General features: G+C 72.7%; 21 protein-coding genes. 17 read left to right on the forward strand and 4 right to left on the reverse strand.

Annotated features, from left to right (window positions below; genetic code table 11):
• Positions 1–9 precede the first annotated feature (9 nt).
• A complete protein-coding gene (gene eat, locus DT019_RS18415; protein ID WP_223279655.1) occupies positions 10–1,488 on the reverse strand; it encodes an ethanolamine permease in 1,479 nt (492 codons plus the stop codon).
• A 180-nt stretch (positions 1,489–1,668) separates the two neighbouring features.
• Positions 1,669–2,421 (reverse strand): FadR/GntR family transcriptional regulator, encoded by a 753-nt coding sequence (locus tag DT019_RS18420; RefSeq protein WP_223279656.1) that lies wholly within the window; start codon positions 2,419–2,421, stop codon positions 1,669–1,671.
• A gap of 77 nt (positions 2,422–2,498) precedes the next feature.
• Between DT019_RS18420 and DT019_RS18425 the strand changes: the two genes are divergently transcribed.
• The 5 genes from DT019_RS18425 (at position 2,499) to DT019_RS18445 (ending at position 8,356) form a co-directional block, all read left to right on the forward strand.
• Positions 2,499–3,863 carry a glutamine synthetase family protein gene (locus DT019_RS18425; RefSeq protein ID WP_114037942.1) on the forward strand — a complete coding sequence of 455 codons (1,365 nt, stop codon included), beginning with the start codon at positions 2,499–2,501 and terminating at the stop codon, positions 3,861–3,863.
• A gap of 8 nt (positions 3,864–3,871) precedes the next feature.
• Positions 3,872–5,242: an aldehyde dehydrogenase family protein gene (locus tag DT019_RS18430; protein WP_114037943.1), complete on the forward strand. Its 1,371-nt coding sequence runs from the start codon at positions 3,872–3,874 to the stop codon at positions 5,240–5,242.
• Between the two features lie 6 nt (positions 5,243–5,248).
• Entirely contained in the window at positions 5,249–6,031 is a 783-nt protein-coding gene (locus DT019_RS18435) for a 3-oxoacyl-ACP reductase (RefSeq protein WP_114037944.1), read from the forward strand.
• A 119-nt stretch (positions 6,032–6,150) separates the two neighbouring features.
• A complete protein-coding gene (locus DT019_RS18440) occupies positions 6,151–7,434 on the forward strand; it encodes an HAD family hydrolase (protein WP_114037945.1) in 1,284 nt (427 codons plus the stop codon).
• A gap of 22 nt (positions 7,435–7,456) precedes the next feature.
• Positions 7,457–8,356 (forward strand): DUF2510 domain-containing protein, encoded by a 900-nt coding sequence (locus DT019_RS18445; RefSeq protein ID WP_114037946.1) that lies wholly within the window; start codon positions 7,457–7,459, stop codon positions 8,354–8,356.
• Between the two features lies 1 nt (position 8,357).
• On the opposite strand, the gene DT019_RS18450 is transcribed toward DT019_RS18445, so the two are convergent.
• On the reverse strand, positions 8,358–9,560 hold the full coding sequence (locus DT019_RS18450; protein WP_114037947.1) for an amino acid deaminase/aldolase: 1,203 nt from the start codon (positions 9,558–9,560) through the stop codon (positions 8,358–8,360).
• Positions 9,561–9,719: 159 nt separating this feature from the next.
• Here DT019_RS18450 and DT019_RS18455 point away from each other — a divergent pair, with 159 nt between their 5' ends.
• The 3 genes from DT019_RS18455 to DT019_RS18465 are packed head-to-tail and all read left to right on the forward strand — an operon-like array spanning position 9,720 to position 12,776.
• The gene (locus DT019_RS18455) at positions 9,720–10,769 is read left to right on the forward strand and encodes a hypothetical protein (RefSeq protein WP_223279657.1); all 1,050 of its coding nucleotides are present in this window, start codon (positions 9,720–9,722) and stop codon (positions 10,767–10,769) included.
• On the forward strand, positions 10,766–11,989 hold the full coding sequence (gene mycP, locus DT019_RS18460; protein ID WP_114037948.1) for a type VII secretion-associated serine protease mycosin: 1,224 nt from the start codon (positions 10,766–10,768) through the stop codon (positions 11,987–11,989). Before DT019_RS18455 ends, mycP begins: the two co-directional genes overlap by 4 nt.
• A gap of 58 nt (positions 11,990–12,047) precedes the next feature.
• Positions 12,048–12,776, forward strand: coding sequence for an SseB family protein (locus DT019_RS18465; RefSeq protein WP_114037949.1), 729 nt, complete (start codon positions 12,048–12,050; stop codon positions 12,774–12,776).
• 39 nt (positions 12,777–12,815) lie between these two features.
• Here the strand turns inward: DT019_RS18465 and DT019_RS18470 are convergent, their stop codons facing one another.
• Entirely contained in the window at positions 12,816–13,175 is a 360-nt protein-coding gene (locus DT019_RS18470; RefSeq protein ID WP_114037950.1) for a DUF1844 domain-containing protein, read from the reverse strand.
• Between the two features lie 348 nt (positions 13,176–13,523).
• Between DT019_RS18470 and infC the strand changes: the two genes are divergently transcribed.
• The 9 genes from infC (at position 13,524) to DT019_RS18515 (ending at position 23,847) form a co-directional block, all read left to right on the forward strand.
• Positions 13,524–14,216 (forward strand): translation initiation factor IF-3, encoded by a 693-nt coding sequence (gene infC, locus DT019_RS18475; protein WP_114037951.1) that lies wholly within the window; start codon positions 13,524–13,526, stop codon positions 14,214–14,216.
• A 103-nt stretch (positions 14,217–14,319) separates the two neighbouring features.
• A complete protein-coding gene (rpmI, locus tag DT019_RS18480; RefSeq protein WP_030754426.1) occupies positions 14,320–14,514 on the forward strand; it encodes a 50S ribosomal protein L35 in 195 nt (64 codons plus the stop codon).
• Between the two features lie 104 nt (positions 14,515–14,618).
• Positions 14,619–15,005, forward strand: coding sequence for a 50S ribosomal protein L20 (gene rplT / locus DT019_RS18485; protein ID WP_114037952.1), 387 nt, complete (start codon positions 14,619–14,621; stop codon positions 15,003–15,005).
• 125 nt (positions 15,006–15,130) lie between these two features.
• Complete coding sequence (locus DT019_RS18490; protein WP_114037953.1) at positions 15,131–15,985, forward strand: TrmH family RNA methyltransferase; 855 nt, start codon at positions 15,131–15,133, stop codon at positions 15,983–15,985.
• Positions 15,986–16,051: 66 nt separating this feature from the next.
• Positions 16,052–17,164, forward strand: coding sequence for an ATP-binding protein (locus DT019_RS18495; protein WP_223279658.1), 1,113 nt, complete (start codon positions 16,052–16,054; stop codon positions 17,162–17,164).
• Positions 17,165–17,311: 147 nt separating this feature from the next.
• Positions 17,312–18,433 (forward strand): phenylalanine--tRNA ligase subunit alpha, encoded by a 1,122-nt coding sequence (gene pheS / locus DT019_RS18500; protein WP_114037955.1) that lies wholly within the window; start codon positions 17,312–17,314, stop codon positions 18,431–18,433.
• Entirely contained in the window at positions 18,433–20,961 is a 2,529-nt protein-coding gene (gene pheT / locus DT019_RS18505) for a phenylalanine--tRNA ligase subunit beta (protein ID WP_114037956.1), read from the forward strand. The genes pheS and pheT overlap by 1 nt, the downstream gene beginning before the upstream one ends.
• A 229-nt stretch (positions 20,962–21,190) precedes the next feature.
• Positions 21,191–22,258, forward strand: coding sequence for a PP2C family protein-serine/threonine phosphatase (locus DT019_RS18510; protein ID WP_114037957.1), 1,068 nt, complete (start codon positions 21,191–21,193; stop codon positions 22,256–22,258).
• Positions 22,259–22,506: 248 nt separating this feature from the next.
• Positions 22,507–23,847, forward strand: coding sequence for a transcriptional regulator (locus tag DT019_RS18515; RefSeq protein WP_114037958.1), 1,341 nt, complete (start codon positions 22,507–22,509; stop codon positions 23,845–23,847).
• Positions 23,848–23,866 lie beyond the last annotated feature (19 nt).

The following is a 23,866-nucleotide window of genomic DNA, read 5'->3' on the forward strand; positions in this document are numbered from 1 at the left end:
TTGAGTGAGTCAGTCCCGGGCGAGTTCCGCCTCGGCCGCGGCCAGGGCGGCGAACTCCTCCTCGGGCGCGTGGGCGACCAGACGGTGGCGACTGTAGAAGGCGAAGTAGGCGAGCGCGATCGCGTAGACGCCGAGCGCGATGAACGCCGCGTCCTTGTCCACCAGGAACGTCGCGACCAGCGCGAACAGGGCGAGCACGAAGGCGGCCGACGAGGTCAGGACCCCGCCGGGGGTGCGGTACGGCCGCTCCAGGCCCGGTTCACGGCGGCGCAGGACCAGGTGCGAGAGCGCCATCAGGGCGTAGGAGATGGTGGCGCCGAAGACCGCGACGTTCAGCATCCGGCCGCCGTTGCCGCTCCAGGCCGCCAGCGTGAAACCGAGCGCGCCGGGGATCAGCAGGCCGAGGTAGGGCGACTTGCGGCGGCTGGTCAGGGACAGGAAGCGGGGCAGGTAGCCGGCCCTCGACAGGGCGAAGAGCTGGCGCGAACCCGCGAAGATCAGCGAGAAGAAGGACGCCACCAGGCCCGCGAGCCCCGCGTAGTTGACGAAGCGGCTCAGCGCGGTCGGGCCGCCGTCGCCCTGGAGCGCCACGACCAGCGGGTTGCCCGCGTCCTTGATCGCGGCGGAGCCGTGCGCGCCGGTCGCGGCCGCGAAGGTGACCACGGCGAGCAGCACGAGGATCGACAGGGAGATCGCGAGCGCGCGCGGCATGGACCGCACCGGGTCCTTGGCCTCCTCCGCCGCCAGCGGCACCCCTTCGACGCCGAGGAAGAACCACATGCCGAACGGGAACGCGGCCCAGATGCCGAGCACCCCGAACGGCAGCCAGGAATTGGCGCCGAACGCCGAGGTGTCCACCGGGATGTCGTTGAGGCGGGACGCGTCGAAATCGGTGAAGGCGCCGACGGCGAAGACCAGCAGGGCGGCCACGGCGACGGCGGTGACCACGAGGCTGAAGCGCAGCGCCTCGCCGACGCCCCACAGATGGATCCCGATGAAGATCGCGAAGCAGGCGAGGTAGACGGGCCAGCCCGAGGTGAGCCCGAACAGGCCGAGCGATTCGACGTAGTCGCCGATGAACAGCGAGATCGCGGCGGGTGCCAGGATGTACTCGATGAGGATCGCGGTGCCGGTCAGGAATCCGCCCCAGGTGCCGAGCGCCCGGCGCGCGAAGCCGTAGCCGCCGCCCGCCGTGGGCAGGATGGCCGAGAGCTCGGCCAGCGAGAACACCAGACAGGCGTACATGACGCCCATCAGGACGGTGGCGATGGCCAGGCCGCCGAACCCGCCCTTGGACAGGCCGATGTTCCAGCCGGAGAAGTCGCCGGAGACCACATAGGCGACGCCGAGCCCGGTGAGCAGCAGCCAGCCGGCGCTGCCGCGCCGCAGGGTGCGCCGGTGCAGGTAGTCGTCCTGGGCGTCCTGGGCGTCTTGGGCGCCGTTGGCGGGCGCGGATGGTGCGGTGCGCAGGTCGGTGTCCTCGGCCATGAGCCGCTCCAGATGATCGTCAAGGAAGATCAGGTCAATGGTTCGGGTGCATACCTTTGCTGGAGGGCAGGGGGAAGCGCAAGGGGTGTACGTAAAACCGCGGTTACGGACTTCGGCGGTGAACGCGCGGCCGGGTGGGCCCGAGCGGGCCCCGGGCGGCGCGGGTCCGGTGCGGCCCGGTCAGGTCAGGAAGCCGCGCAGCAGGGCCGCGGTGCCCCCGCAGTGCTCCCGCATCACCTCGCGCGCCCCGTCCGCGTCGCCGTCGAGCACCGCCTCGACGAGCGCGGTGTGCTGGTGCTGGGAGTGCTCCAGGTTGCGGACCAGGAGCGGGATGCAGTCCAGGAGGTCGTTGACGGTGGCCCGCACCGCCGCGTACTGGGCGGTGAGCGTGGGCGATCCGGACAGTTCGGCGAGCGTGAGGTGGAGCAGGGTGTCCTGGCGGCGGTAGTCGGTGAGCTCGGCGTCGTGCGTCGCGGTGAGCGCGGCCCGCAGCCGCCCGGCGCCCTCCTCGGTCAGCCCGTGCGCGGCGCACAGCCCCGCCGCGCCGACCTCGAGCACCTCGCGGAAGCGCAGGATGTCCTCCACGTCGACCGAGGCGACGCGCCGGCGCAGCTCGTCCTCGCCGCCCTCGGCGGCCCGGGGCAGCACGAAGGTGCCGCCGTAGCGGCCGCGCCGGCTCTCCACCAGGCCCTGCTCCTGGAGCACCTTGAGCACCTCGCGCAGGGTGACCCGGCTGATCCCCATCCGCTCGGCCAACTCCCGCTCGGAGGGCAGCCGTTCGCCCGGCGGCACCAGCCCCAGGCGCAGCAGCTGGAGAATCTGCTCCAGCGCTTCCTCGAAGCCGTTCCCGGCCCGTACGGTCCGCAGTACGGGGACGAGCGTGTCGGGCGTCCGGCCCTCCGTGCGGTCCGCCGAGTCGATCTTCTTCGCCACGTCGCGGATCCCCCTTCCCAATCAATGGTCTTACCCCATACCTTATGGCTCTCGGCTGACCCAAGGAGGAGCTTCCCGTGGCAGACCGCACACCCCCGCTCTCGATCGAGGAGCTGCGCGCCCTCGTCGCGGGCGGTGAGATCGACACTGTCGTCCTCGCCTTCCCTGATATGCAAGGGCGGTTGCAGGGCAAGCGCTTCGCGGCCGGGTTCTTCCTCGACGAGGTCCTGGCGCACGGCACCGAAGGCTGCAACTACCTGCTCGCCGTCGACACCGAGATGAACACCGTCGACGGCTACGCGATGTCGTCCTGGGAGCGCGGCTACGGCGACTTCGCCATGCACGCCGACCCCGCGACGCTGCGCCGCGTCCCGTGGAACGAGGGCACCGCGATGCTGATCGCCGACCTCGGCTGGAACGACGGCTCGCCCGTGGTCGCGGCCCCCCGCCAGATCCTGCGCCGCCAGCTGGAGCGCCTGGCCGAGCTCGGCTACACCGCGCAGGTCGGCACCGAACTCGAGTTCATCGTGTTCCGGGACAGCTACGAGCAGGCCTGGGACGCCGGATACCAGGGCCTCACCCCGGCCAACCAGTACAACATCGACTACTCGGTGCTCGGCACCGGCCGCATCGAGCCGCTGTTGCGCCGCATCCGCAACGAGATGCAGGCGGCCGGTCTGACCGTCGAGTCCGCCAAGGGCGAGTGCAACCCCGGCCAGCACGAGATCGTCTTCCGCTACGACGAGGCCCTGGTCACCTGCGACCAGCACGCCATCTACAAGACGGGCGCCAAGGAGATCGCGGCCCAGGAGGGCGTCTCGCTCACCTTCATGGCCAAGTACGACCAGCGCGAGGGCAATTCCTGTCACATCCACCTCTCGCTCACCGACGAGGACGGCCGCAACGTGATGGCGGGCGAAGGCCCCGACCCCATGTCGCCCGTGATGCGCCACTTCCTGGCCGGACAGCTCGCCGCGCTGCGCGACTTCTCCCTCCTGTACGCGCCGAACATCAACTCCTACAAGCGCTTCCAGCCGGGTTCCTTCGCGCCCACCGCCGTCGCCTGGGGCCACGACAACCGCACCTGCGCGCTCCGCGTCGTCGGCCACGGCGCCTCGACCCGCTTCGAGAACCGTCTGCCGGGCGGCGACGTCAACCCGCACCTGGCCGTCGCCGGGCTCGTCGCGGCCGGTCTCTACGGCATCGAGAACGAGCTCGAACTCCCCGAGGCCTGCACCTCCAACGCCTACGTCGGCGACTACGCGCACGTGCCCACCACCCTGCGCGAGGCCGCCGAACTGTGGGAGAACAGCCCCATCGCCAAGGCCGCCTTCGGGGACGAGGTCGTGGCGCACTACCGCAACATGGCGCGGGTCGAACTCGACGCGTTCGACGCCGCGGTGACCGACTGGGAGCTCCGCCGCTCCTTCGAACGCCTGTGAGGAACGACGTGTCCACCGCTGACGAGCTCCAGGTCCTCAACCCGGCCACCGAGGAGGTGATCGCGAGCCTTCCCGGGGCCACCGCCGCCGACATCGACGCGGCCGTCCTGCGGGCCCGCGCCGCCCAGCGCGGCTGGGCCGCGGCCGCCCCCGCCGACCGGGCCCGCCTCCTGCGCCGCTTCGCGGCCGTCGTCGACGATCACGTCGAGGAACTGGCCCGGCTGGAGGTCCGCGAGGCCGGCCACACCATCGGCAACGCCCGCTGGGAGGCGGGCAACGTGCGCGATCTGCTCGACTACGCGGCCGGGGGAGTGGAGCGTCTGAACGGTCGTCAGATCCCGGTCGCGGGCGGTCTCGACATCACGCTGCTCGAACCGCTCGGCGTCATCGGCGTCATCGCCCCCTGGAACTTCCCGATGCCGATCGCCGCCTGGGGCACTGCCCCCGCGCTCGCGGCGGGCAACGCGGTGATCCTCAAGCCCGCCGAGACGACCCCGCTCACCGCGCTTCGCCTGGCCGAACTCGCCCTGGAGGCGGGGCTTCCCGAGGGCCTCTTCCAGGTGCTCCCGGGCGCGGGCGGTGTCGCGGGCGCCGCCCTCGTCGAGCACCCCGGCGTCGCGAAGATCGTGTTCACCGGCTCGACCCGCGTCGGCAAGCAGATCATGGCCAAGTGCGCCGACCGCGTGAAGCGGGTCACCCTCGAACTCGGCGGCAAGAGCCCCAACATCGTCTTCGCCGACGCCGACATCGAGGCCGCCGCGCTGAGCACCCCCATGTCCTTCCTGGACAACTCCGGCCAGGACTGCTGCGCCCGCACCCGCATCCTGGTCCAGCGCACCGCCTACGACCGCTTCATGGAGCTGCTCGGCCCCGCGATCCAGGAGATCGTCGTCGGCGACCCGGCCGACGACAAGACCCAGATGGGCCCGCTGATCTCACGCGTCCAGCTGGAGCGCGTCCGGTCGTACGTCGCCGGCGACGCGCCCGGCATCCGGGGCAGCGCCCCCGAAGGCCCTGGCTTCTGGTTCCCGCCGACCGTCCTGACCGGCCTGGACGCGGACGCGCCCGCCGCCGTCGAGGAGATCTTCGGGCCGGTCGCCGTCGTGCTGCCCTTCGAGGACGAGGCGGACGCGGTACGGCTCGCCAACGCCACCGAGTACGGCCTGTCCGGGTCGATCTGGACCCGTGACGTGGGACGCGCGCTGCGCGTATCGCGGTCCGTCGCGGCGGGCAACCTGTCGGTCAACTCCCATTCCAGCGTGCGCTATGCGACCCCCTTCGGCGGCTACCGGCAGTCCGGCCTCGGCCGGGAACTCGGCCCCGACGCCCTCACCGCTTTCACCGAAACCAAGAACGTCTTCATCAGCACGGAGGCCTGAGCACACATGACCGACGACATCATCTGCCGCCGCCTGGTCGGCCGCACCGCCGTCATCACCGGGGCCGGCAGCGGCATCGGCCTCGCCACCGCCAGGCGGCTCGCCGCCGAGGGCGCGAACGTGGTGTGCGGCGACGTCGACGAGAGCGCCGGAAAGGCCGCCGCCGAAGCGGTCGGCGGCACCTTCGTCCAGGTCGACGTCACCGACCAGGAGCAGGTCGAAGTGCTCTTCAGGACGGCCTTCGACACCTACGGCAGCGTCGACATCGCGTTCAACAACGCGGGCATCTCGCCGCCCGACGACGACTCCATCCTCACCACCGGACTCGACGCCTGGCGCCGGGTCCAGGAGGTCAACCTCACCTCCGTCTACCTGTGCTGCAAGGCGGCGCTCCCGTACATGCAGCGCCAGGGCCGGGGCTCCATCATCAACACCGCCTCGTTCGTGGCCATCATGGGCGCCGCCACCTCGCAGATCTCGTACACCGCCTCCAAGGGCGGCGTGCTCGCCATGTCGCGCGAACTCGGCGTGCAGTTCGCCCGCGAGGGCATCCGGGTCAACGCGCTGTGCCCGGGGCCGGTCAACACCCCGCTGCTCCAGGAGCTGTTCGCCAAGGACCCGGAGCGCGCCGCGCGCCGCCTGGTGCACATCCCGGCGGGCCGGTTCGCGGAGGCCGACGAGATCGCCGCCGCGGTCGCCTTCCTCGCCAGCGACGACTCCTCCTTCATCAACGCCACCGACTTCCTGGTCGACGGCGGCATCTCCGGCGCGTACGTCACCCCGCTCTAGACACGCCAGCCCCCGTTGTTCACCTCGGGGCCACCCACCCGGCAGCCGGGCGTCGCACGACGCCCGGCTGTGCTGTCTAACGTCCGCGATGATCTTCCCGACGACAGGAGTCCTCCAGCGTGTCCACGCCCCCCGCCGCCCGCCGGCTGCCGGTCCTCGCCGCGGCCCTCTCCATCGCCGCGGCCGGTCTCGTCGCCGCCCAGCCCGCCGAGGCACGGACGCCCCACTGCCCCCAACTGACCATCTCCCAGGGGTGGTACGGGGACAACAAGGCCCGGCTCCAGGAGCTGATCGACCGCTACGGAACGTGCGGATCGGGCGCGGGCCACGGCAAGAAGCCGGTCGCCGTCTTCGACTGGGACAACACCGTCGTCAAGAACGACGTCGGCGACGCCACGATGTACTGGCTGCTGCGCAACTCCAGGATCCAGCGCCCGGTGCACGGCGACTGGCACACCACCAGCCGCTATCTGACCGACGACGCGGCGAAGTCCCTCGCCGCCGCCTGCCCGGCCGGCAGTTCCAGGACCCTCCCGACTGCCACCGACACCCCCTGCGCCGACGAGATCCTCGCGGTCTACGGCGAGGGGAAGACCGGCAAGGGCGCCGCCGCGTTCGCCGGGTACGACCGCCGCACCATCGAGCCCTCGTACGCCTGGCTCGCCCAGCTCCTGCACGGCTGGACCCCGGCCCAGGTCAAGGCCTTCGCGTCGGCGGCCCGCACCGAGAACCTGAACGCGCCCGCCGACGCCGTGCAGACCGTCGGCAGCAACACCAGGGCGACGGCCTGGGTGCGCTACTACGACCAGCAGCGCGACCTGATCCGTACGCTGAAGAAGGCGGGCTTCGACGTCTGGATCACCTCGGCCTCGCCCGAGCCGGTCGTCGACGTGTGGGCGCGCGGCGCGGGCGTCGACCCCGACCACGCCATCGGCATCCGCTCCACCACCGAGCACGGCCGCATCACCTCACACCTCAAGGGCTGCGGGTCGGCGAAGGACGGCGACGACTCGGTGATCACCTACATCGACGGCAAGCGCTGCTGGATCAACCAGGAGATCCTCGGGGTGCGCGGCGCCGCGGCCGAGAAGGTCCAGCCGGCCGCCAGGCGACAGGTGTTCGCCGCCGGCGACTCCGACACCGACGTGTCCTTCCTGCGGGACGCGACCGGCCTGCGGCTGGTCCTGAACCGCAACAAGAACGAGCTGATGTGCCGGGCCTACGACGACAGCGACGGCCGCTGGATCGTGAACCCGATGTTCATCGAGCCGAAGGGCCACAAGGCCGCGCCCTACCCCTGCGCGAGCACCGGCTACACCGACCACGACGGCACCCCGGCCCCCGTGCGGCGCGCCGACGGCAGCGTCGTCCCGGATCAGTGGGACACCGTGTACGGGGGCTGAAACCCCGTCCTAGGGTGGGTGCATGAGCATGACGACGCCGCCCGGCTGGTACCCGGACCCGGGCGCGCCCGGCACCGAACGCTGGTGGGACGGCGTCGCCTGGACCGCCCACATCAGGGCGCCGGGCGGCCAGGTCATCGGGCCGCAGCCGGTCGCCGTGGTCGTCGCGCCGCCCGCGCGGCGGCGCGGCCCGCTGGTGGCCCTCGCCGTGCTCCTGGTGGCCGCGATCGTCGCCGCGGTCGCCTACCTCGGCCGCGGCGCCGACGGCCCGCCCGCGACGAGCACGAGCCCGGGAGCCGCGGCTCCCGTCAACCCGCCCTCACTGAAGGCGAGTTCACCTCCGGCGCCCGACCCGCACACCCTCGTCGACCAGCTCAACGGCATCACGCTGCCGATCCCGGACGGCTGGGAGAAGACCGACGACCTGGCGACCGGCCTCGTCACGATGGCCACCAAGGACACCTACGACTGCCCCGGCGACTTCGGGTACTGCCACCACGGCAAGGTCACCACGTCGACGGCCACCATGACCGACCTCAAGACCGCCGAGGCCATCGCCAGGAACGACATCACCGACGCGGCCAACGACGCCTACGACCACAACCGCGGCGGCGCCCGCCCCTACAACGGCATCACCTCGCACCGGGAGATGAGGGCCGGCCCCGTGGTGGTCAACGGTCGCACCGGCTACCTGGTGCGCTGGGAGGTGAAGACGGGTGCGGGGCCCGGCGGCTACGTCGAGTCGCTCGCCTTCCCCTCGACCGTCGGCAGCGAGGCGATGGTCATCGCGCGGTTCGCCTTCGACGCGGGCGCGGCCGGTCCGCCGCTCGCCCTCATGGACACCATCACGCGCGGCATCGCGCCCATCGGCGGCGCCCTGAACGGCGGAGTCGGCAGCAGCCTGGCCCCGCCGTCCCGGTGAGCTACAGGAAGGTGCGGCCCTCGCCCCGGTACGTCGGCACGGTCGCCGCCACCCGGTCGCCCTCGACGAGGTACAACGCGTCGAAGCGCTCGCACAGTTCACCCGCCTTCGCGTGGCGGAACCACACCTTGTCGCCGATCAGCAGATCGTCCGCGGGGGAGCCGAGCAGCGGCGTCTGCACCTCGCCCGCACCCTCCTGCGGGTCGTAGTGCAGCCCCTCCGGCAGATACGGCACCGGCAGGCGGTCCGCGCCGGGCGCGCCCGAGGCCGGGTAGCCGCCGCCGAGCACCGTCACGACCCCCACGCCCGGCCGGCGCACCACCGGCTGGGCGAACAGCGCCGCCGGACGTCCGCTGAACGACGTGTAGTTGTCGAAGAGCCGCGGCACGTACAGTCCCGACCCCGCGGCGATCTCGGTCACCGCCGCCTCGGCCGCCGTGTGCTGCACGCTGCCCGTGCCCCCGCCGTTGACGAACTCCAGATCCGGCACGACCGCCCGCACGGCCCGCACCACCTCGGCCCGCCGCGCCGCCAGCTCCTTGCGGGCCGTGGCCTGCATCAGCCGGATCGCGCGCGAGCGCACGGGGCGGCCGGCCACCGCGTCGCCGACCCCCGCCACATGGCCCTCGTACGCCATCAGCCCGACCAGCCGGAAGCCGGGCCGCCGGGCCACCGAGCGGGCCAGCTCGGCGAGTTGGGCCGGGGTGCGCAGCGGGGAGCGGCGGGCGCCCACGCGCACCCGGCCGCCGAACAGCTGGAGCGAGGTGTCGAGCTCCAGGCAGACCCGTACCTCCAGGCCGTCGTCCTCGCGCGCCCGGTCCACGAGGTCGAGCTGCGCCGGGTCGTCCACCATCACGGTCACCGCGCGGGCGAGCTTGGGATCCGAGGTCAGCTCGGCGAAGGAGGCCCGGTCCGCGGACGGGTAGGCCAGCAGGACGTCCTCGAAACCGGCGCGCGCCAGCCACACCGACTCGGCGAGCGTGAACGACATGATCCCCGCGAATCCGGGCCGGGCGAGCACCCGCTCGAGCAGGGCGCGGCACCGCACCGACTTGCTGGCGACCCGGATCGGCTTGCCGGCCGCCCGGTGCACGAGGTCGTCCGCGTTGGCGTCGAACGCCCCCAGGTCGACGATCGCGACGGGCGCGTCGAGATGAGCGGTCGCCCGGTCGTACCGGGCGCGGTCAGCGGCGCGGGGTGTCATGGCGGAAGCCTGCCAGAAGCGGTTACCACAAGGTAGGGGAGAGCCGGTGCGGATGTGGAGGGCCGCCGCCCGGTCTGCGCCCGCACAGGATCAACCCGTAGAGTGACGCCACGCGGTAGCGGGCTGAACGGAACGGCACGAGGGGCACGAGGGGGGCGGATGACCACCGACGCACGACCCCCGGGCACTCCCCAACTGCCGCCGCCCGCCGAGGAACCCGAGTCCGGCGAGAGCCCCGCACCGGCGCCCGCCCCCGAGGGGCCCGCGAGCCGCCTGCGCTCCGCGCTCGACCTCATCGACCCGGGCCCGGTCCTCCCGAACACCCCCATACCGCCCAGAGCTTCGCCCGCGCCGCCGCCCCCCGCGATACCCCCGCTGCCGGCCGCCCCGCCCAAGCCGCTGCTCCCCCCGGAACCGCTGTCCGACGAGCCCGGCCCGCTGCGGCCGGTGCCCGCGCGGCGACCCGGCGTGGTGGCCGCGGCCGCCGCCTGCGTGGTCCTGGGCGCCGGGCTCATCGGCGGAGCCGCCGCGGGCACCTGGCTGGGCGACGGCTCCGGCGGTCCCGCCACCGGCGGCAACTACACCGCCGCCCGCGGCCTGTGGCACAGCGTGCCGGTCGACACCCTCTTCCCGCGCACCATCCGGGGCACCGGCGCGGGCCCCGGCGGCGCCGACCGCGAATGGACCCGCATCGGGGTCGCCCCGGACGGCGACTGCGCCGGCGCCCTCGACCCGCTGCTCCTCAAGGTCCTCGAACCCGTCGGCTGCGCCCGCATGGTGCGCGCCACCTACACGGACGCGACCGCCAGCAGCGTGACCACCGTCGGGCTGGTCTTCACCCAGGCCGAACCCGCCGCGATGAGCGCCCTGGCGAACCGGTTCTCCAGCGAGAAGCTCGCCGACCGCCCCGATCTGCTGCCGCGCACCTACCCGGTCAAGGGCACCGAGGCCGCCGGGTTCGGCGACCGGCAGCGCGCGAGCTGGACGGTGCGGGTCCTCACCGACGCGCCCGTCATCGTCACCGCGGTCTCCGGCTTCGCCGACGGCCGCCCGGTCGCCACCCCCCAGCCCGCCGAACAGGCCACGGCCGACGGGGCGAGCGGGCCGGTGGCCGAGGCGGGCCTGGGCCACGACGCCAAGGGCATCGCCGACAACGTCGAACGCGGCCTGCGCAAGAGGGCCGCCGCGAGCCCGGAGCCCGCCCCATGACCCAGCCACTCGTGAACGAGCCGCCCGTGACCCGGCCGCGGCGCCGGCCGCGCAGCGCCGGGGCCCTCGCGGCGGCCGCGGCGCTCACCCTGCTCCTGTCCGCCGCCCCGGCCCACGCCGACGGCATCCGCGACCGCCAGTGGGAGCTGGGCGCGATGCACACCCAGCAGGCGTGGCGTACGACCAAGGGCAAGGGCATCACGGTCGCCGTCCTGGACACCGGCGTCGACGGCAGCCACCCCGACCTCGCCGGGCAGGTGCTGCCCGGCGACGACCTCATCGGCTTCGGGGCCGGCCAGGGCAGCCGTGACTGGGCCCGGCACGGCACCGCCATGGCCGGCATCATCGCGGGCCACGGCCACGGCGCCGGAGACCAGTCCGGGGTGCTCGGCATCGCGCCCGAAGCCAAGATCCTTCCGGTGCGGGTCATCCTGGAGTCCACCGACCCGGCCCGCAAGCAGGCCCGCGAGACGAAGGGCGGCGCACTGGCCGCGGGCATCCGCTGGGCCGCCGACAACGGCGCCGACGTCATCAACCTCTCGCTCGGCGACGACAGCGCCTCCGCCCACCCCGAACCCGCCGAGGACGCGGCCATCCAGTACGCGCTCGGCAAGGGCGCCGCCGTCGTGGCCTCCGCGGGCAACGGCGGCGACCAGGGCGACCACATCTCCTACCCGGCCGCCTACCCCGGCGTCATCGCGGTGGCCGCGGTCGACAAGAACGGCACCCACGCCTCCTTCTCGACCCGCCGCTGGTACGCCACCGTCAGCGCCCCCGGGGTGGATGTCGTCATAGCGGACCCGGACCGCAAGTACTACGAGGGCTGGGGCACCAGCGCCGCCTCCGCGTTCGTCTCGGGCGCCGTCGCCCTCATCCGGTCCGCGAACCCCGGTCTCACCCCGGCGCAGATCAAGAAGGTGCTCGCGAGCACCGCGCGCGACGTCCCCGAGGGCGGCCGCGACGACGCGCGGGGCTACGGCATGATCGACCCGGCCGCGGCCCTCACCGCCGCCGCCGCTCTCAAGCCCGGGGGCCTGCGCTCGGAGTCCGCGGCGTACGGCAGTACCTACTTCGGCGGCGGCCCCGACGCCCCCGTCGCCTCCGACGACCCGGCGAACTGGCTGGCCCCCCTCGCCGCGGGCGGCGGCGTCCTGCTCCTCGCCACCGGCGTGGCGCTCTGGCGCTCCACCCGCGTCAGGACCCCGCCCGACTGGCGCTGAGCGCGCTCCTCACCCGGCCCGCGGCAAGACCGCGGGAAGGCCCGGATAGGCTCGTGACGTGGCGCTCAAGAACATTCCGGATTCCGGCTTCTCCGACGACGACGGCACGGCCGCCCCCGAACTGACCGAGGCGCTGGCCGCCTGGGCGAAGGACAGATCGGCCGAACCGCGCGTGCTCGCCGCGCTGAGCACGGCCCGGCTGCTCGTCCCCGTGGTCGCGATGCTCGGCGAGAGCGAGATCGACGGGAACGGCCTCAAGCGCGAGAAGACCAGCGACATGGCCGTCCCCACCCTCAAGGCGGGCGACCGCACGGCGCTGCCCGCGTTCACCTCCACCGAGGCGCTCGCCCTCTGGGACCCGGCGGCCCGGCCGGTCGCCGTACCGCTGCACCAGGCCCTCGCCGCCGCGGTGCACGAGAAGGCGGACACGGTGGTCATCGACCTCGCGGGCCCGGTCGCCTACGAGCTGAAGGGCGCGGCGCTGCTGGCCCTCGCGGAGGGACGCGCGAGCGCCGACCCGCTCGCGGACCCGTCGGTGACCGAGGCGGTGCGCGCGGCGGTGGCCGCCGTTCCCTCGGTGCTGCGGGCCCACCTCGGCCCCGGCCGGGCCGACGGGACGCTCGCCCTGGTCCTCGCCGACGGGGTGGTGCCCGCCGACGCGGCCCGCGAGGTGGCCGAGCTGATCGCCGCGGACGAGACCCTGCGGGCCCGCCTCGTACGCGGCCTCGACCTCGCCGTGCTGCCGTCCGGGGCCCCACAGCCGAACGAGCCGCTCTTCACCCGCTGAGGGGGAGGAGCGGCTCGGCCGTTCGGTCGGTGGCGGGGCTCAGCCGAAGACGGCGCCCGTGTACTTCTCGCCCGGGCCCTGGCCCGGCTCGTCCGGCACGATCGACGCCTCGCGGAAGGCCAGCTGGAGCGACTTGAGGCCGTCGCGCAGCGGCGCGGCGTGGAAGGACGAGATCTCGGTGGCCCCGGCGTCGAGCAGGCCGGCCAGGGCGTGCACCAGCTTGCGGGCCTCGTCGAGGTCCTTGTACTGGTCGCCCTCCTCGGTCAGCCCGAGCTTCACGGCGGCGGCGCTCATCAGGTTCACGGCGACCGTCACGATCACCTCGACCGCCGGGACCTCCGCGATGTCGCGGGCCATGGTGTCGAAGTCTGCGGGCTCAAGGGGGGGCGTCTCACTCATGCCCACACGATATGCGGTGTCCGCCGCGCCTCTTCCCGCGCCTTCGATTAGCCCCTCTGTCCGGATGCTGCTAACCTTGTGTAACGACCGGCCAGGCACGTGTGCCCGGCCCACAAGTGGAGGCTCCGATCTCCCACCCGGCCATCCTCAGGGGCGGCGGGTCATCCGGTCAGGTGGCCACCATCGTTCCGTACGGACGATGGAGCCGCCCGATGTGCGCCCCGCGGTAGACCGCGGCGGTGTTCCGGTTTTCTTGGAGCCCCGCCTGTGTCCGTCCGGGGCATTTTTTGTGCCTCGTGGCGGTTGGTCACGTCAACAGTGACGTACGCGGCTGTCTGCCAGACAGTCGTGTGGTGCTACCGAGGAGGATCCATCAGCGCCGAGCCCCGCATCAACGACCGGATTCGCGTTCCCGAGGTGCGACTTGTCGGCCCCAGCGGCGAGCAGGTCGGAATCGTTCCGCTTGCCAAGGCCCTGGAGCTCGCCCAGGAGTACGACCTCGACCTGGTCGAGGTCGCGGCGACCGCCCGTCCGCCCGTGTGCAAGCTCATGGACTACGGGAAGTTCAAGTACGAGTCGGCCATGAAGGCCCGTGAGGCGCGCAAGAACCAGGCGCACACGGTCATCAAGGAGATGAAGCTCCGGCCGAAGATCGACCCGCACGACTATGACACCAAGAAGGGTCACGTCGTCCGGTTCCTCAAGCAGGGCGACAAGGTCAAGATCACGATCATGTTCCGTGGTCGCGAGCAGTCCCGGCCGGAACTCGGCTACCGGCTGCTCCAGCGCCTCGCTTCGGACGTGGAGGAGCTCGGCTTCGTCGAGTCCAGCCCGAAGCAGGACGGCCGAAACATGATCATGGTTCTCGGTCCGCACAAGAAGAAGACCGAGGCGATGGCCGAAGCCCGTGAGGCCCAGGCGGCCCGCAAGGCGGAGCGCCAGGGTCAGTCGGCTCAGACGGAGGAGTCCGCTCAGGACGAGACCGTCGCCGAGGCGCCCGTCGCCGAGGCAGCGCCGGCCGAGGAACCCGCCGAGGCCTGATTCCGGGACAGCCCGTTCCGGATATCAACCGATACATATGACGCTCCCGAGCGCCGGTCCCCGGACCGGCTGGGAGCGCCACTGACGAGGAGATAACGGCGCTATGCCGAAGAACAAGTCGCACAGCGGTGCCAGCAAGCGCTTCAAGATCACCGGCTCCGGCAAGGTGCTCCGTGAGCGCGCCGGCAAGCGCCACCTGCTCGAGCACAAGTCGTCCAAGCTGACGCGTCGCCTCACCGGCAACGCCGAGATGGCCCCGGGCGACGCCAAGAAGATCAAGAAGCTTCTCGGCAAGTGACGTTCCTCCGCCTCCGGTCCCCGGAGGCGGAACGTCGAGACCGGGACCTATTCGATTTCGGGCCGTGTGAGTCCAACCACGGCCCCGCTACAAGGAGTTAACAAGTGGCACGCGTCAAGCGGGCAGTCAACGCCCACAAGAAGCGCCGGGCAATTCTCGAGGCGGCCTCCGGCTACCGCGGTCAGCGTTCGCGCCTGTACCGCAAGGCCAAGGAGCAGGTCACCCACTCGCTGGTCTACAACTACAACGACCGCAAGAAGCGCAAGGGCGACTTCCGTCAGCTGTGGATCCAGCGCATCAACGCCGCTGCCCGCCAGAACGGCATGACGTACAACCGCCTCATCCAGGGTCTGAAGGCCGCCAACATCGAGGTGGACCGCAAGATCCTGGCCGAGCTCGCGGTCAACGACGCCAACGCGTTCGCCGCGCTCGTCGAGGTGGCCCAGAAGGCCCTCCCGAGCGACGTCAACGCCCCGAAGGCCGCCGCCTGATCAGGCGCCCTTTGCTGGCATTGCCCGGACCCGCAGGCCTTCCGCCTGCGGGTCCGCTGCGTTCCCCCCTCGCCGCTTCCCGGCCGCGACATCCGCACCCCGTACGAAATGAGAGCCGCCGACCCATGGGCACCCCCGAGCTGATCTCCCCGCGTTCTCCGCGCGTCGCCGCCGCCCGCCGGCTCGCCCGGCGCAACTTCCGGGGCAAGGAACGCCGGTTCATCGCCGAGGGGCCCCAGGCCGTGCGCGAGGCCGTCGAGCACCGCAGCGACGGCGAGCCCACCCTGATCGAGCTGTTCACCACCGTCGAGGCCGCCGAGCGCTACGCCGACATCGTGGCCGCCGCCCTCGACGCCGGAGCCCGCGTCCACTACGCCGACGACGAGGTGCTGGCCGAGGTCTCCCAGACCGTCACGCCGCAGGGCCTGGTCGGGGTCTGCCGCTTCCTGGACTCCCCGTTCGAGGAGATCCTCCGGGCGAAGCCCCAGCTGGTCGCCGTGCTCGCGCACGTCCGCGACCCCGGGAACGCCGGCACCGTACTGCGCTGCGCGGACGCCGCGGGCGCCGACGCGGTCGTCCTCACCGACGCCTCCGTCGACCTCTACAACCCCAAGTCGGTGCGGGCGTCGGTCGGTTCGCTCTTCCACCTGCCGGTCGCGGTGGGCGTCCCCGTCGAGCAGGCCGTCCAGGGCCTGCGGGACGCGGGCGTACGCATCCTGGCGGCCGACGGAGCGGGCGAGGACGACCTCGACGCGGAGCTTGACGCGGGGACCATGGGCGGGCCCACCGCGTGGATCTTCGGCAACGAGGCTTGGGGGCTGCCCGACGAGACCCGCGCACTCGCGGACGCCGTGGTGCGCGTGCCCATCCACGGCAAGGCCGAAAGCCTCAACCTCGCCACCGCCGCGGCCGTGTGCCTCTACGCCTCCGCTCGTGCGCAGCGTGCTGCCGGAGGGTGCCGTTCCGTCACCTCGTACTAGTAGTGTTGCGGGCTCGGGGGCCCACTCAGCGCTTCGGAGAGGTGGGATACGGGGATGGCTGTCGGCATGAGCAGCATCGGCAACAGCACCGCGCTGTGTCCGTCCGGCCGTCCTGACGTCCTCGGCTTCGACCCCGACGACCTGCCCGACGGCATCGTGGTCGCCGACGACAAGGGACAGGTGATCTGCTTCAACGCCGCCGCCGTACGGATCACGGCGGTGGCCAAGCACGAGGCACTCGGCTTTCCGCTGGAGCGGGCGCTGCCCCTTGAGGACCTCAAGGGCCGCCGCTGGTGGCAGCTCACCGACCCGTACGGCGGCCTCGCCATCCGCGTCGGCCAGCCCGAACGCAATCTGCTGCTGCCCGGCGGACGCGAGGTGCTGGTCTCCGCGCGGTACGTGCGCGAGCACCCGACCGGGCCCGTGCGCCGGGTCGTGGTCAGCCTGCGCTCCACCGAGGCCCGGCGGCGTACCGAGCGCTCGCACGCCGAGCTCATCGCCACCGTCGCGCACGAGCTGCGCTCGCCGCTGACCTCCGTGAAGGGCTTCACCGCGACGCTGCTCGCCAAGTGGGAGCGCTTCACCGACGACCAGAAGCGGCTCATGCTGGAGACCGTCGACGCCGACGCCAACCGCGTCACGCGGCTCATCGCCGAACTCCTCGACATCTCGCGCATCGACTCGGGCCGTCTCGAAGTGCGCCGCCAGCCCGTCGACATCCCGGCCGCCGTCGGCCGCCACCTCCAGGCCCACGTCGCCTCCGGGCAGTCCCCGGACCGCTTCCTGGTCCGCATCCAGCGGCCCCTGCCCGATCTGTGGGCGGATCCGGACAAGATCGACCAAGTCCTGGGCAACCTGCTGGAAAACGCGGTGCGCCACGGCGAGGGAACCGTCACCATCGAGGTGGCACCAGCACCCGTCCGCATCGACGAGCACGACGAGAAGGGAACGGCGGTCACCGTGAGCGACGAAGGCCCCGGCATCCCCGAGGAGTCGATGGGCCGTGTCTTCACCCGCTTCTGGCGGGGGAGCAAGCGCGGCGGTACCGGGCTCGGCCTGTACATCGTCAAGGGCATCGTCGAGGCGCACGGCGGCACCATCACGGTCGGACGCGGTCCCGGCGGCGGCGCGCAGTTCCGATTTATCCTGCCCGTCGGCGCTCCGGCGTATCTCCAGTAGATCGCCCCCCGAGCCGCCCACGGGCGCAACCGCATTCCCCCACCCCGTTAGACTCGACCTTTGGCGCGTTTGTGTCCGCGCGCTATCGCGGTATCGCTTCGCGGTCGCGGGGACCCCCAGCCAAGACAATCGGAAGCACGGGAAGAGATGTCGGCACCCAATAAGTCGTACGACCCTGTCGAGGTCGAGGCGCTGAAACCGGAAGAGATCGAGCGCATGCGGGACGAGGCGCTCGCCGCCTTCGCCGCCGCGGGCGACCTCGACGCGCTCGCCCAGGCGAAGACCGCGCACACCGGAGGCACCTCGCCCCTCTCGCTCGCCAACCGCGAGATCGGCGCGCTGCCGCCGCAGGCCAAGGCCGCGGCCGGAAAGCTCGTGGGCATGGCCCGCGGCGCCGTGAACAGGGCCCTGGCCGCCCGCCAGGCCGAGCTGGAGGACGAGCGGGACGCCCGGGTCCTGGTCGAGGAGGCGGTGGACGTCACGCTGCCCCACGACCGCGTGCCGGCCGGCGCCCGCCACCCGCTGACCACGCTCTCGGAGCGCATCGAGGACGTCTTCGTGGCCATGGGCTACGAGGTCGCCGAGGGCCCCGAGGCCGAGGCCGAGTGGTTCACCTTCGACGCGCTCAACATCGGCCCGGACCACCCGGCCCGCTCCGAGCACGACACGTTCTTCGTGCAGGGCGCCGAGGGCGCCGCCAGCTCCGGCGTCGTGCTGCGCACCCACACCTCGCCCGTGCAGATCCGCTCGATGCTCGACCGCGAGCCCCCGCTGTACGTGATCTGCCCCGGCCGGGTGTACCGCACCGACGAGCTGGACGCCACGCACAGCCCGGTCTTCCGCCAGGTCGAGCTGCTCGCCGTGGACGAGGGCCTGACCATGGCCGATCTGAAGGGCACCCTGGACCACATGGTCAAGGCGCTGTTCGGCGAGGGCATCGAGACCCGGCTGCGGCCGAACTTCTTCCCGTTCACCGAGCCGTCCGCCGAGATGGACATGGTCTGCTACGTCTGCCGGGGCGAGTCCGTCGGCAACCCGGACCGGCCCTGCCGCACCTGCTCCAGCGAGGGCTGGATCGAGCTCGGCGGCTGCGGCATGGTCAACCCGAAGGTGCTCACCGCCTGCGGCGTGGACCCCGAGAAGTACAGCGGATTCGCCTTCGGCTTCGGCATCGAACGCATGCTGATGTTCCGCCACAACGTTGAAGACATGCGAGACATGGTCGAGGGTGACGTCCGGTTCACCCGGCCGTTCGGGATGGAGATCTGATGCGGGTCCCGCTTTCCTGGCTGCGGGAGTACGTCGACCTCCCCGCCACCGAGACCGGCCGCGACGTGCAGGCCAGGCTCGTCGACGCCGGCCTCGAGGTCGAGACCGTCGAGCAGCTCGGCGCCGGGCTCAAGGGCCCGCTCGTCGTCGGCAAGGTCCTCACCATCGAGGAGCTGGAGGGGTTCAAGAAGCCCATCCGCTTCTGCACCGTCGACGTCGGCCAGGCCAACGGCACCGGCGAGCCCCAGGAGATCGTCTGCGGCGCCCGCAACTTCGCGGTCGGCGACAAGGTGGTCGTGGTGCTCCCCGGCGCCGTGCTGCCCGGCGACTTCGCGATCGCCGCGCGCAAGACGTACGGCAGGACCTCGCACGGCATGATCTGCTCCAGCGACGAGCTCGGCATGGGCCCGGACACCACGGGCGGCATCATCGTGCTCCCGCCGGAGCACGAGGTCGGCACCGACGCGATCGCGCTGCTCGAACTCGTCGACGAGGTCCTCGACATCGCGGTCACCGCCAACCGCGGCGACTGCCTGTCGATGCGCGGCGTCGCCCGCGAGACCGCCATCGCCTACGGCCTGCCGCTGCGCGACCCGGCGCTCCTGGACGTGCCCGGGCCCAACTCGTACGGCTACCAGGTCAAGATCGCCGACCCGATCGGCTGCGACCGCTTCACGGCGCGCACCGTCACCGGCCTGGACCCCGAGGCCCGTTCGCCGATCTGGCTGCAGCGCCGGCTGCAGAAGGCCGGGATGCGCCCGATCTCGCTCGCCGTCGACATCACCAACTACGTGATGATCGAGCTCGGCCAGCCGCTGCACGCCTACGACCGCGCCCTGGTCGACGGCCCCATCGGCGTGCGCCGCGCCGAGCCGGGCGAGCTCCTCACCACGCTCGACGGCACGAAGCGCAAGCTGGACGCCGCCGACCTCGTCATCACCGACAACCGTGGCCCCATCGGCCTGGCCGGGGTGATGGGCGGAGCCAACACCGAGATCGCCGACTCCGTCACGGACCCCGAGACCGGCGAGGTCAAGGGCACCACCGAGGTCGTCATCGAGGCCGCGCACTTCGACGCGGTCTCCATCGCCCGCACCGCGCGCCGCCACAAGCTGTCCTCCGAGGCGTCCAGGCGCTTCGAGCGCGGCGTCGACCCGCAGGCGGCGTCCGCCGCCGCCCAGCGCACCGTCGACCTGCTGGTGCTGCTCGCGGGCGGCACCGCCGAGGCCGGCGTCACCGAGATCGTCTCGCCGTCCGCGCCGCGCACCATCTCGATGCGCGCGGACCACCCGGACCGCGTCGCGGGCGTCGAGTACGGCCGCGAGACCGTCGTGCGCCGCCTCCAGGAGGTCGGCTGCGACGCGTACGGGCAGGACGAGCTCGTCGTGACCGTGCCGTCCTGGCGTCCCGACCTCACCGAGCCGAACGACCTGGCCGAAGAGGTCATCCGCCTGGAGGGCTATGCCAACCTGCCCTCCACGCTGCCCAAGCCGCCCGCCGGACGGGGTCTGACGGAGCGTCAGCGCCTGCACCGCAGGGTCGGCCGGGCGCTCGCCGGAGCCGGGTTCACCGAGGCGCCGAGCTACCCGTTCGTCGCCGAGTCCGTCTTCGACCAGCTGGGTCTGGACGCCGACGACGCGAACCGCGAGGTCGTGAAGCTGGTCAACCCGCTCAGCGACGAGGAGCCGGCGCTGCGCACCACGCTGCTCCCGGGCCTCCTCGCCACGCTGCGCCGCAACGACGGCCGCGGCAGCCACGACCTGGCGCTCTTCGAGACGGGTCTGGTCTTCCACCCGTCGAGCACCCCGGGCGTCGCCGTCCGGCTGCCCGTCGACCGCCGTCCCACCGACGAGGAGATCGCCGCCCTCGACGCCGTGCTGCCCGTGCAGCCGCGCCACGTGGGCGCCGTCCTGTCCGGTGCGCGCGAGCAGGCCGGCTGGTGGGGCAAGGGCCGCCCGGCCGACTGGGCGGACGCGATCGAGGCCGCGCGCACCGTGGCGCGCGAGGCGGGGCTCGAACTCACCGTGGAGCAGGGCCAGTACGGCCCCTGGCACCCGGGCCGCTGCGCCGAGCTGTACGTGACCGGCCAGGACGGGAAGACCCTCGTCGGGCACGCGGGCGAGCTGCACCCGCGCGTCGTCAAGGCGTTCGGGCTGCCCGCCCGCAGCTGCGCGATGGAGCTCGACCTCGACGCCCTGGAACGGGCCGGGGACGGCGTGGTCCAGGCGCCGAGCATCTCCACCTTCCCGGTGGCCACCCAGGACGTGGCGCTCGTCGTCGACTCCGGTGTCCCGGCCGCCTCGGTGGAGGCCGCGCTGCGGGTCGGCGCCGGTGAACTCCTGGAGTCCATCCGGCTGTTCGACGTCTACAGCGGCGAGCAGGTCGGCGCGGGCAAGAAGTCGCTGGCGTACGCGCTGCGGTTCCGCGCCGCCGACCGCACCCTGACGGTCGAGGAGGCCTCGGCCGCCCGCGACGCCGCGGTGGCCCGTGCCGCCGAGGAGACGGGCGCGGTGCTGCGCGGGGCCTAGCCCGCGCGAGAACGGAACGAGAGGGGCGCACCGGGGTTCCCGGTGCGCCCCTTTCGCCGTCTGGGAACGAGCCGTTGACGCCTCACTCGTTCGGGTGAGAAGTCCGGTCGATCTGCGCAAAAGGACGCGGACGATCGAAAGAATCGGTCCGGCCGTGCGGGCCGGTGCGGCTTCCGGAGCCTGCGGTCCGGTGCACTACAGCGCGCAGTGGCCTAGGGGGGCCGACGGCATGATCCGTACACCGGGATGGACCTCGGCCTGCGCGGTCGCACTCCGCTCCCGCCGGGCCTTCGCCCTCGTCCTGCCGTCCTGCTGGCTCGTCCTGGTGGTCGCCTGGCAGCTGGGCTGCCCGCTGGCCGGCGAGGACGGGATGGGGCTGCGGGTCGCCACCTGCCTCGCCTTCCTGGTCGCCGTGGTGTGGCTGGCCAACGGCGTACGGGTCACGGCCGAACGGGAGTTGCGGCGCATCCGGCACATCGCCGAGGTCGCCCAGCGGGTGCTGCTGAGACCCCTGCCCCCGCGGCTCGACGGGATCGCGCTCGCCGCGGGACAGCTCTCGGTGAGCCGCGGCGCCTCGATCGGCGGCGATCTGTACGAGGCGATGTCGACCCCGCACGGGGTGCGGGTCGTCATGGGGGACGTGCGCGGCCACGGGCTCGCCGCGATCGGCGCGGTGGCCGCGGTCCTCGGCAGCTTCCGCGAGGCCGCCCACGACGAGCCCCGACTGGACGGTCTGCTCAGGAGGCTGGACCGGGCGCTGGCGCGGCATCTGCGGGAGCGCTGCCGCGCCGAGCACCCGGCCTCCGGCGGGGGCGAGCCGGACAGCCCGCTCGCCGAGGAGTTCGTCACCGTACTGCTCCTGGAGATCCGGCCGGACGGCGAGGTCTACGCCCTCAACTGCGGCCACCCGTGGCCCTATCGGCTCTGCCGCGGCGCCGAGCAGCTCGCGCCCGGCGACCCGCTGCCGCCGCTCGGGCCCTTCGCGCTCCCCGCCGAGCTGACCCCGCTGCACTGCACCCGGCTGCTCCCCGGCGAGGCGCTCTGCCTGCACACCGACGGCGCCGAGGACGCCCGGGACGGCGCCGGGCGGTTCTTCGCGCTGCGCGAGGCGCTCGCGGACGCGTCCCGCGGCTCGCCGGTGGCGCCGGCCGATGTCGTCGACCGAGTGCGGCGCGCGGTCCTGCACCACACCCGGGGGCGGCTCTCGGACGATGTGGCCCTCCTGGTGCTGCGCAACGACCGGGTCCGGGTGCCCGCCCAGCAGACCAGCGGCGAGGCGGCCGGTGTTCACCGCTGAGGTGGGGCGCCGTCGCCCTGCCGGGAGTGCCGGGCAGCGCGGACAGGGCGGACGGCGCCGGGAGCGGGCCGCCGCACTGTACGAGGGGGAGCCGGCGGCCCGGTCGCCTCGAGGAGAGGCACATCAAAGTCAAGCGACTGCGGGCCGCCGTGGGCAGAGAGCGCGGCGCATAAATGCGGGTACTCGCTTCACACCCCGTGTGAACCCGGCTCGTCTACGCTGACCGCACCGAGCCAACGGAGGGCCCCATGCAGCCCAATACCCTGCTCGACGCCCTGGTGGACGAGGCGGGGATCTCGCACGCCGGGCTGGCCGCCCGGGTGAACCAGGCGGGTCGGGCCAGAGGCCTCGCACTCAGATACGAACACACGGCGGTCGCCCGGTGGTTGAAGGGCCAGCGGCCGCGGGGCCAGGTGCCCGACCTGATCTGCGAGGTGCTCGCGGGCCGGCTGCGGCGCCGGGTCACCCTCGACGACATCGGCCTCGGGGTGCCCGGCGAACCGGTCGCCGCGCACGGCTCGCCGCTCGCCGGTTTCGTCGAGCGGGCCACCGCCCTGTGGCGCTCGGACGAACAGCAGCGCACGCACATACTCGACGCCCCCGCCGTCACCGGCACCCCGGCCGTCATGCCCGTATGGGAGTGGGAGAACCCGCCGGAGGACACCGACGTCTCCCGCAACGGGCAGACCGCGGTGGGCGAGTCCGACATCGAGATGCTGCGCTCGGCGCGCGAGCACTACGAGCTGATGTACCGCAAGGCGGGCGGCATCGCGACCCGCTCGCGCATCGTCGGCTTCCTCAACGCCGAGACCGCGCCCTTGCTGCGCGGCGGCTACACCGACGCCACCGGGCGCCAACTGCACCGCGCCACCGGCGGGTTGGTGGCCATCGCGGGGATCTGCGCGTACGACTCCAACGCCCAGGGGCTCGCCCAGCGCTACTTCCACCAGGCGCTGCGGCTGGCGAAGGCCAGCGGGGACAGGGGACTTGGGGCCTATGTCATCGCGCTCCTGGTCAACCAGTCGCTGTTCATGCGGGACTACCGCCAGTCGGTCGCCTTCGCCGAGGCGGCGCTGCGGGCGGCGGGCGGCCGGCTGAGCCCCGCGCTCGCGGCCGATCTGCACGCCATGCAGGCCAAGGCGTACGCGCATCTGGGCGACGGGCACAGCGCGCTGTCCTCGATCAGGAGCGCCGAGTCGGCGGCCGGGCGGATCAGGCCCGGCCAGGAACCGGCCGAGACCGGTTACGTCCAGCCGGGCCTGGTCAACGTCCAGGTGGCCGAGGCCCTGCTCAGCCTCGGCGATCTGACGGCCGCGCGCGAACAGGCGGCGCTGGCGGCCGACGAACCCTCCCACGACAGGGGCAGGGTGCACCGCCTTGCGATGCTCGCGCAGATCGAGCTGCGACAGGGCGACGCGGACCGGGCCGTGGCTACCGCGGTCGAAATGGCGGAGCGGGCCCGGGGGATGGAGTCGCAGCGATTGCGGGACCGGCTGCGCCTGGTGCGCGAGCACCTGGTCGAGAGCGGTTGCGCCGGCGCCGACGAAGCCGCCGAGCTGATCGACGGGGCACTTCGCGTTCCCCTGTAACCGTCAGCCTGCTGCGATA

This window comes from Streptomyces sp. SDr-06 (assembly GCF_003324565.1).
Classification (GTDB): domain Bacteria; phylum Actinomycetota; class Actinomycetes; order Streptomycetales; family Streptomycetaceae; genus Streptomyces.

Excerpts from the sequence above, each read along its gene's own strand:
- DT019_RS18435 (WP_114037944.1), top strand. The coding sequence starts at position 5,249 with ATGACCGACGACATCATCTGCCGCCGCCTGGTCGGCCGCACCGCCGTC.
- DT019_RS18490 (WP_114037953.1), top strand. The coding sequence starts at position 15,131 with ATGGGCACCCCCGAGCTGATCTCCCCGCGTTCTCCGCGCGTCGCCGCC.
- DT019_RS18445 (WP_114037946.1), top strand. The coding sequence starts at position 7,457 with ATGAGCATGACGACGCCGCCCGGCTGGTACCCGGACCCGGGCGCGCCC.
- DT019_RS18450 (WP_114037947.1), bottom strand. The coding sequence starts at position 9,560 with ATGACACCCCGCGCCGCTGACCGCGCCCGGTACGACCGGGCGACCGCT.
- DT019_RS18470 (WP_114037950.1), bottom strand. The coding sequence starts at position 13,175 with ATGAGTGAGACGCCCCCCCTTGAGCCCGCAGACTTCGACACCATGGCC.
- DT019_RS18495 (WP_223279658.1), top strand. The coding sequence starts at position 16,052 with ATGAGCAGCATCGGCAACAGCACCGCGCTGTGTCCGTCCGGCCGTCCT.
- DT019_RS18515 (WP_114037958.1), top strand. The coding sequence starts at position 22,507 with ATGCAGCCCAATACCCTGCTCGACGCCCTGGTGGACGAGGCGGGGATC.
- eat (WP_223279655.1), bottom strand. The coding sequence starts at position 1,488 with ATGGCCGAGGACACCGACCTGCGCACCGCACCATCCGCGCCCGCCAAC.
- pheT (WP_114037956.1), top strand. The coding sequence starts at position 18,433 with ATGCGGGTCCCGCTTTCCTGGCTGCGGGAGTACGTCGACCTCCCCGCC.
- DT019_RS18510 (WP_114037957.1), top strand. The coding sequence starts at position 21,191 with ATGATCCGTACACCGGGATGGACCTCGGCCTGCGCGGTCGCACTCCGC.
- mycP (WP_114037948.1), top strand. The coding sequence starts at position 10,766 with ATGACCCAGCCACTCGTGAACGAGCCGCCCGTGACCCGGCCGCGGCGC.
- rpmI (WP_030754426.1), top strand. The coding sequence starts at position 14,320 with ATGCCGAAGAACAAGTCGCACAGCGGTGCCAGCAAGCGCTTCAAGATC.
- pheS (WP_114037955.1), top strand. The coding sequence starts at position 17,312 with ATGTCGGCACCCAATAAGTCGTACGACCCTGTCGAGGTCGAGGCGCTG.
- DT019_RS18455 (WP_223279657.1), top strand. The coding sequence starts at position 9,720 with ATGACCACCGACGCACGACCCCCGGGCACTCCCCAACTGCCGCCGCCC.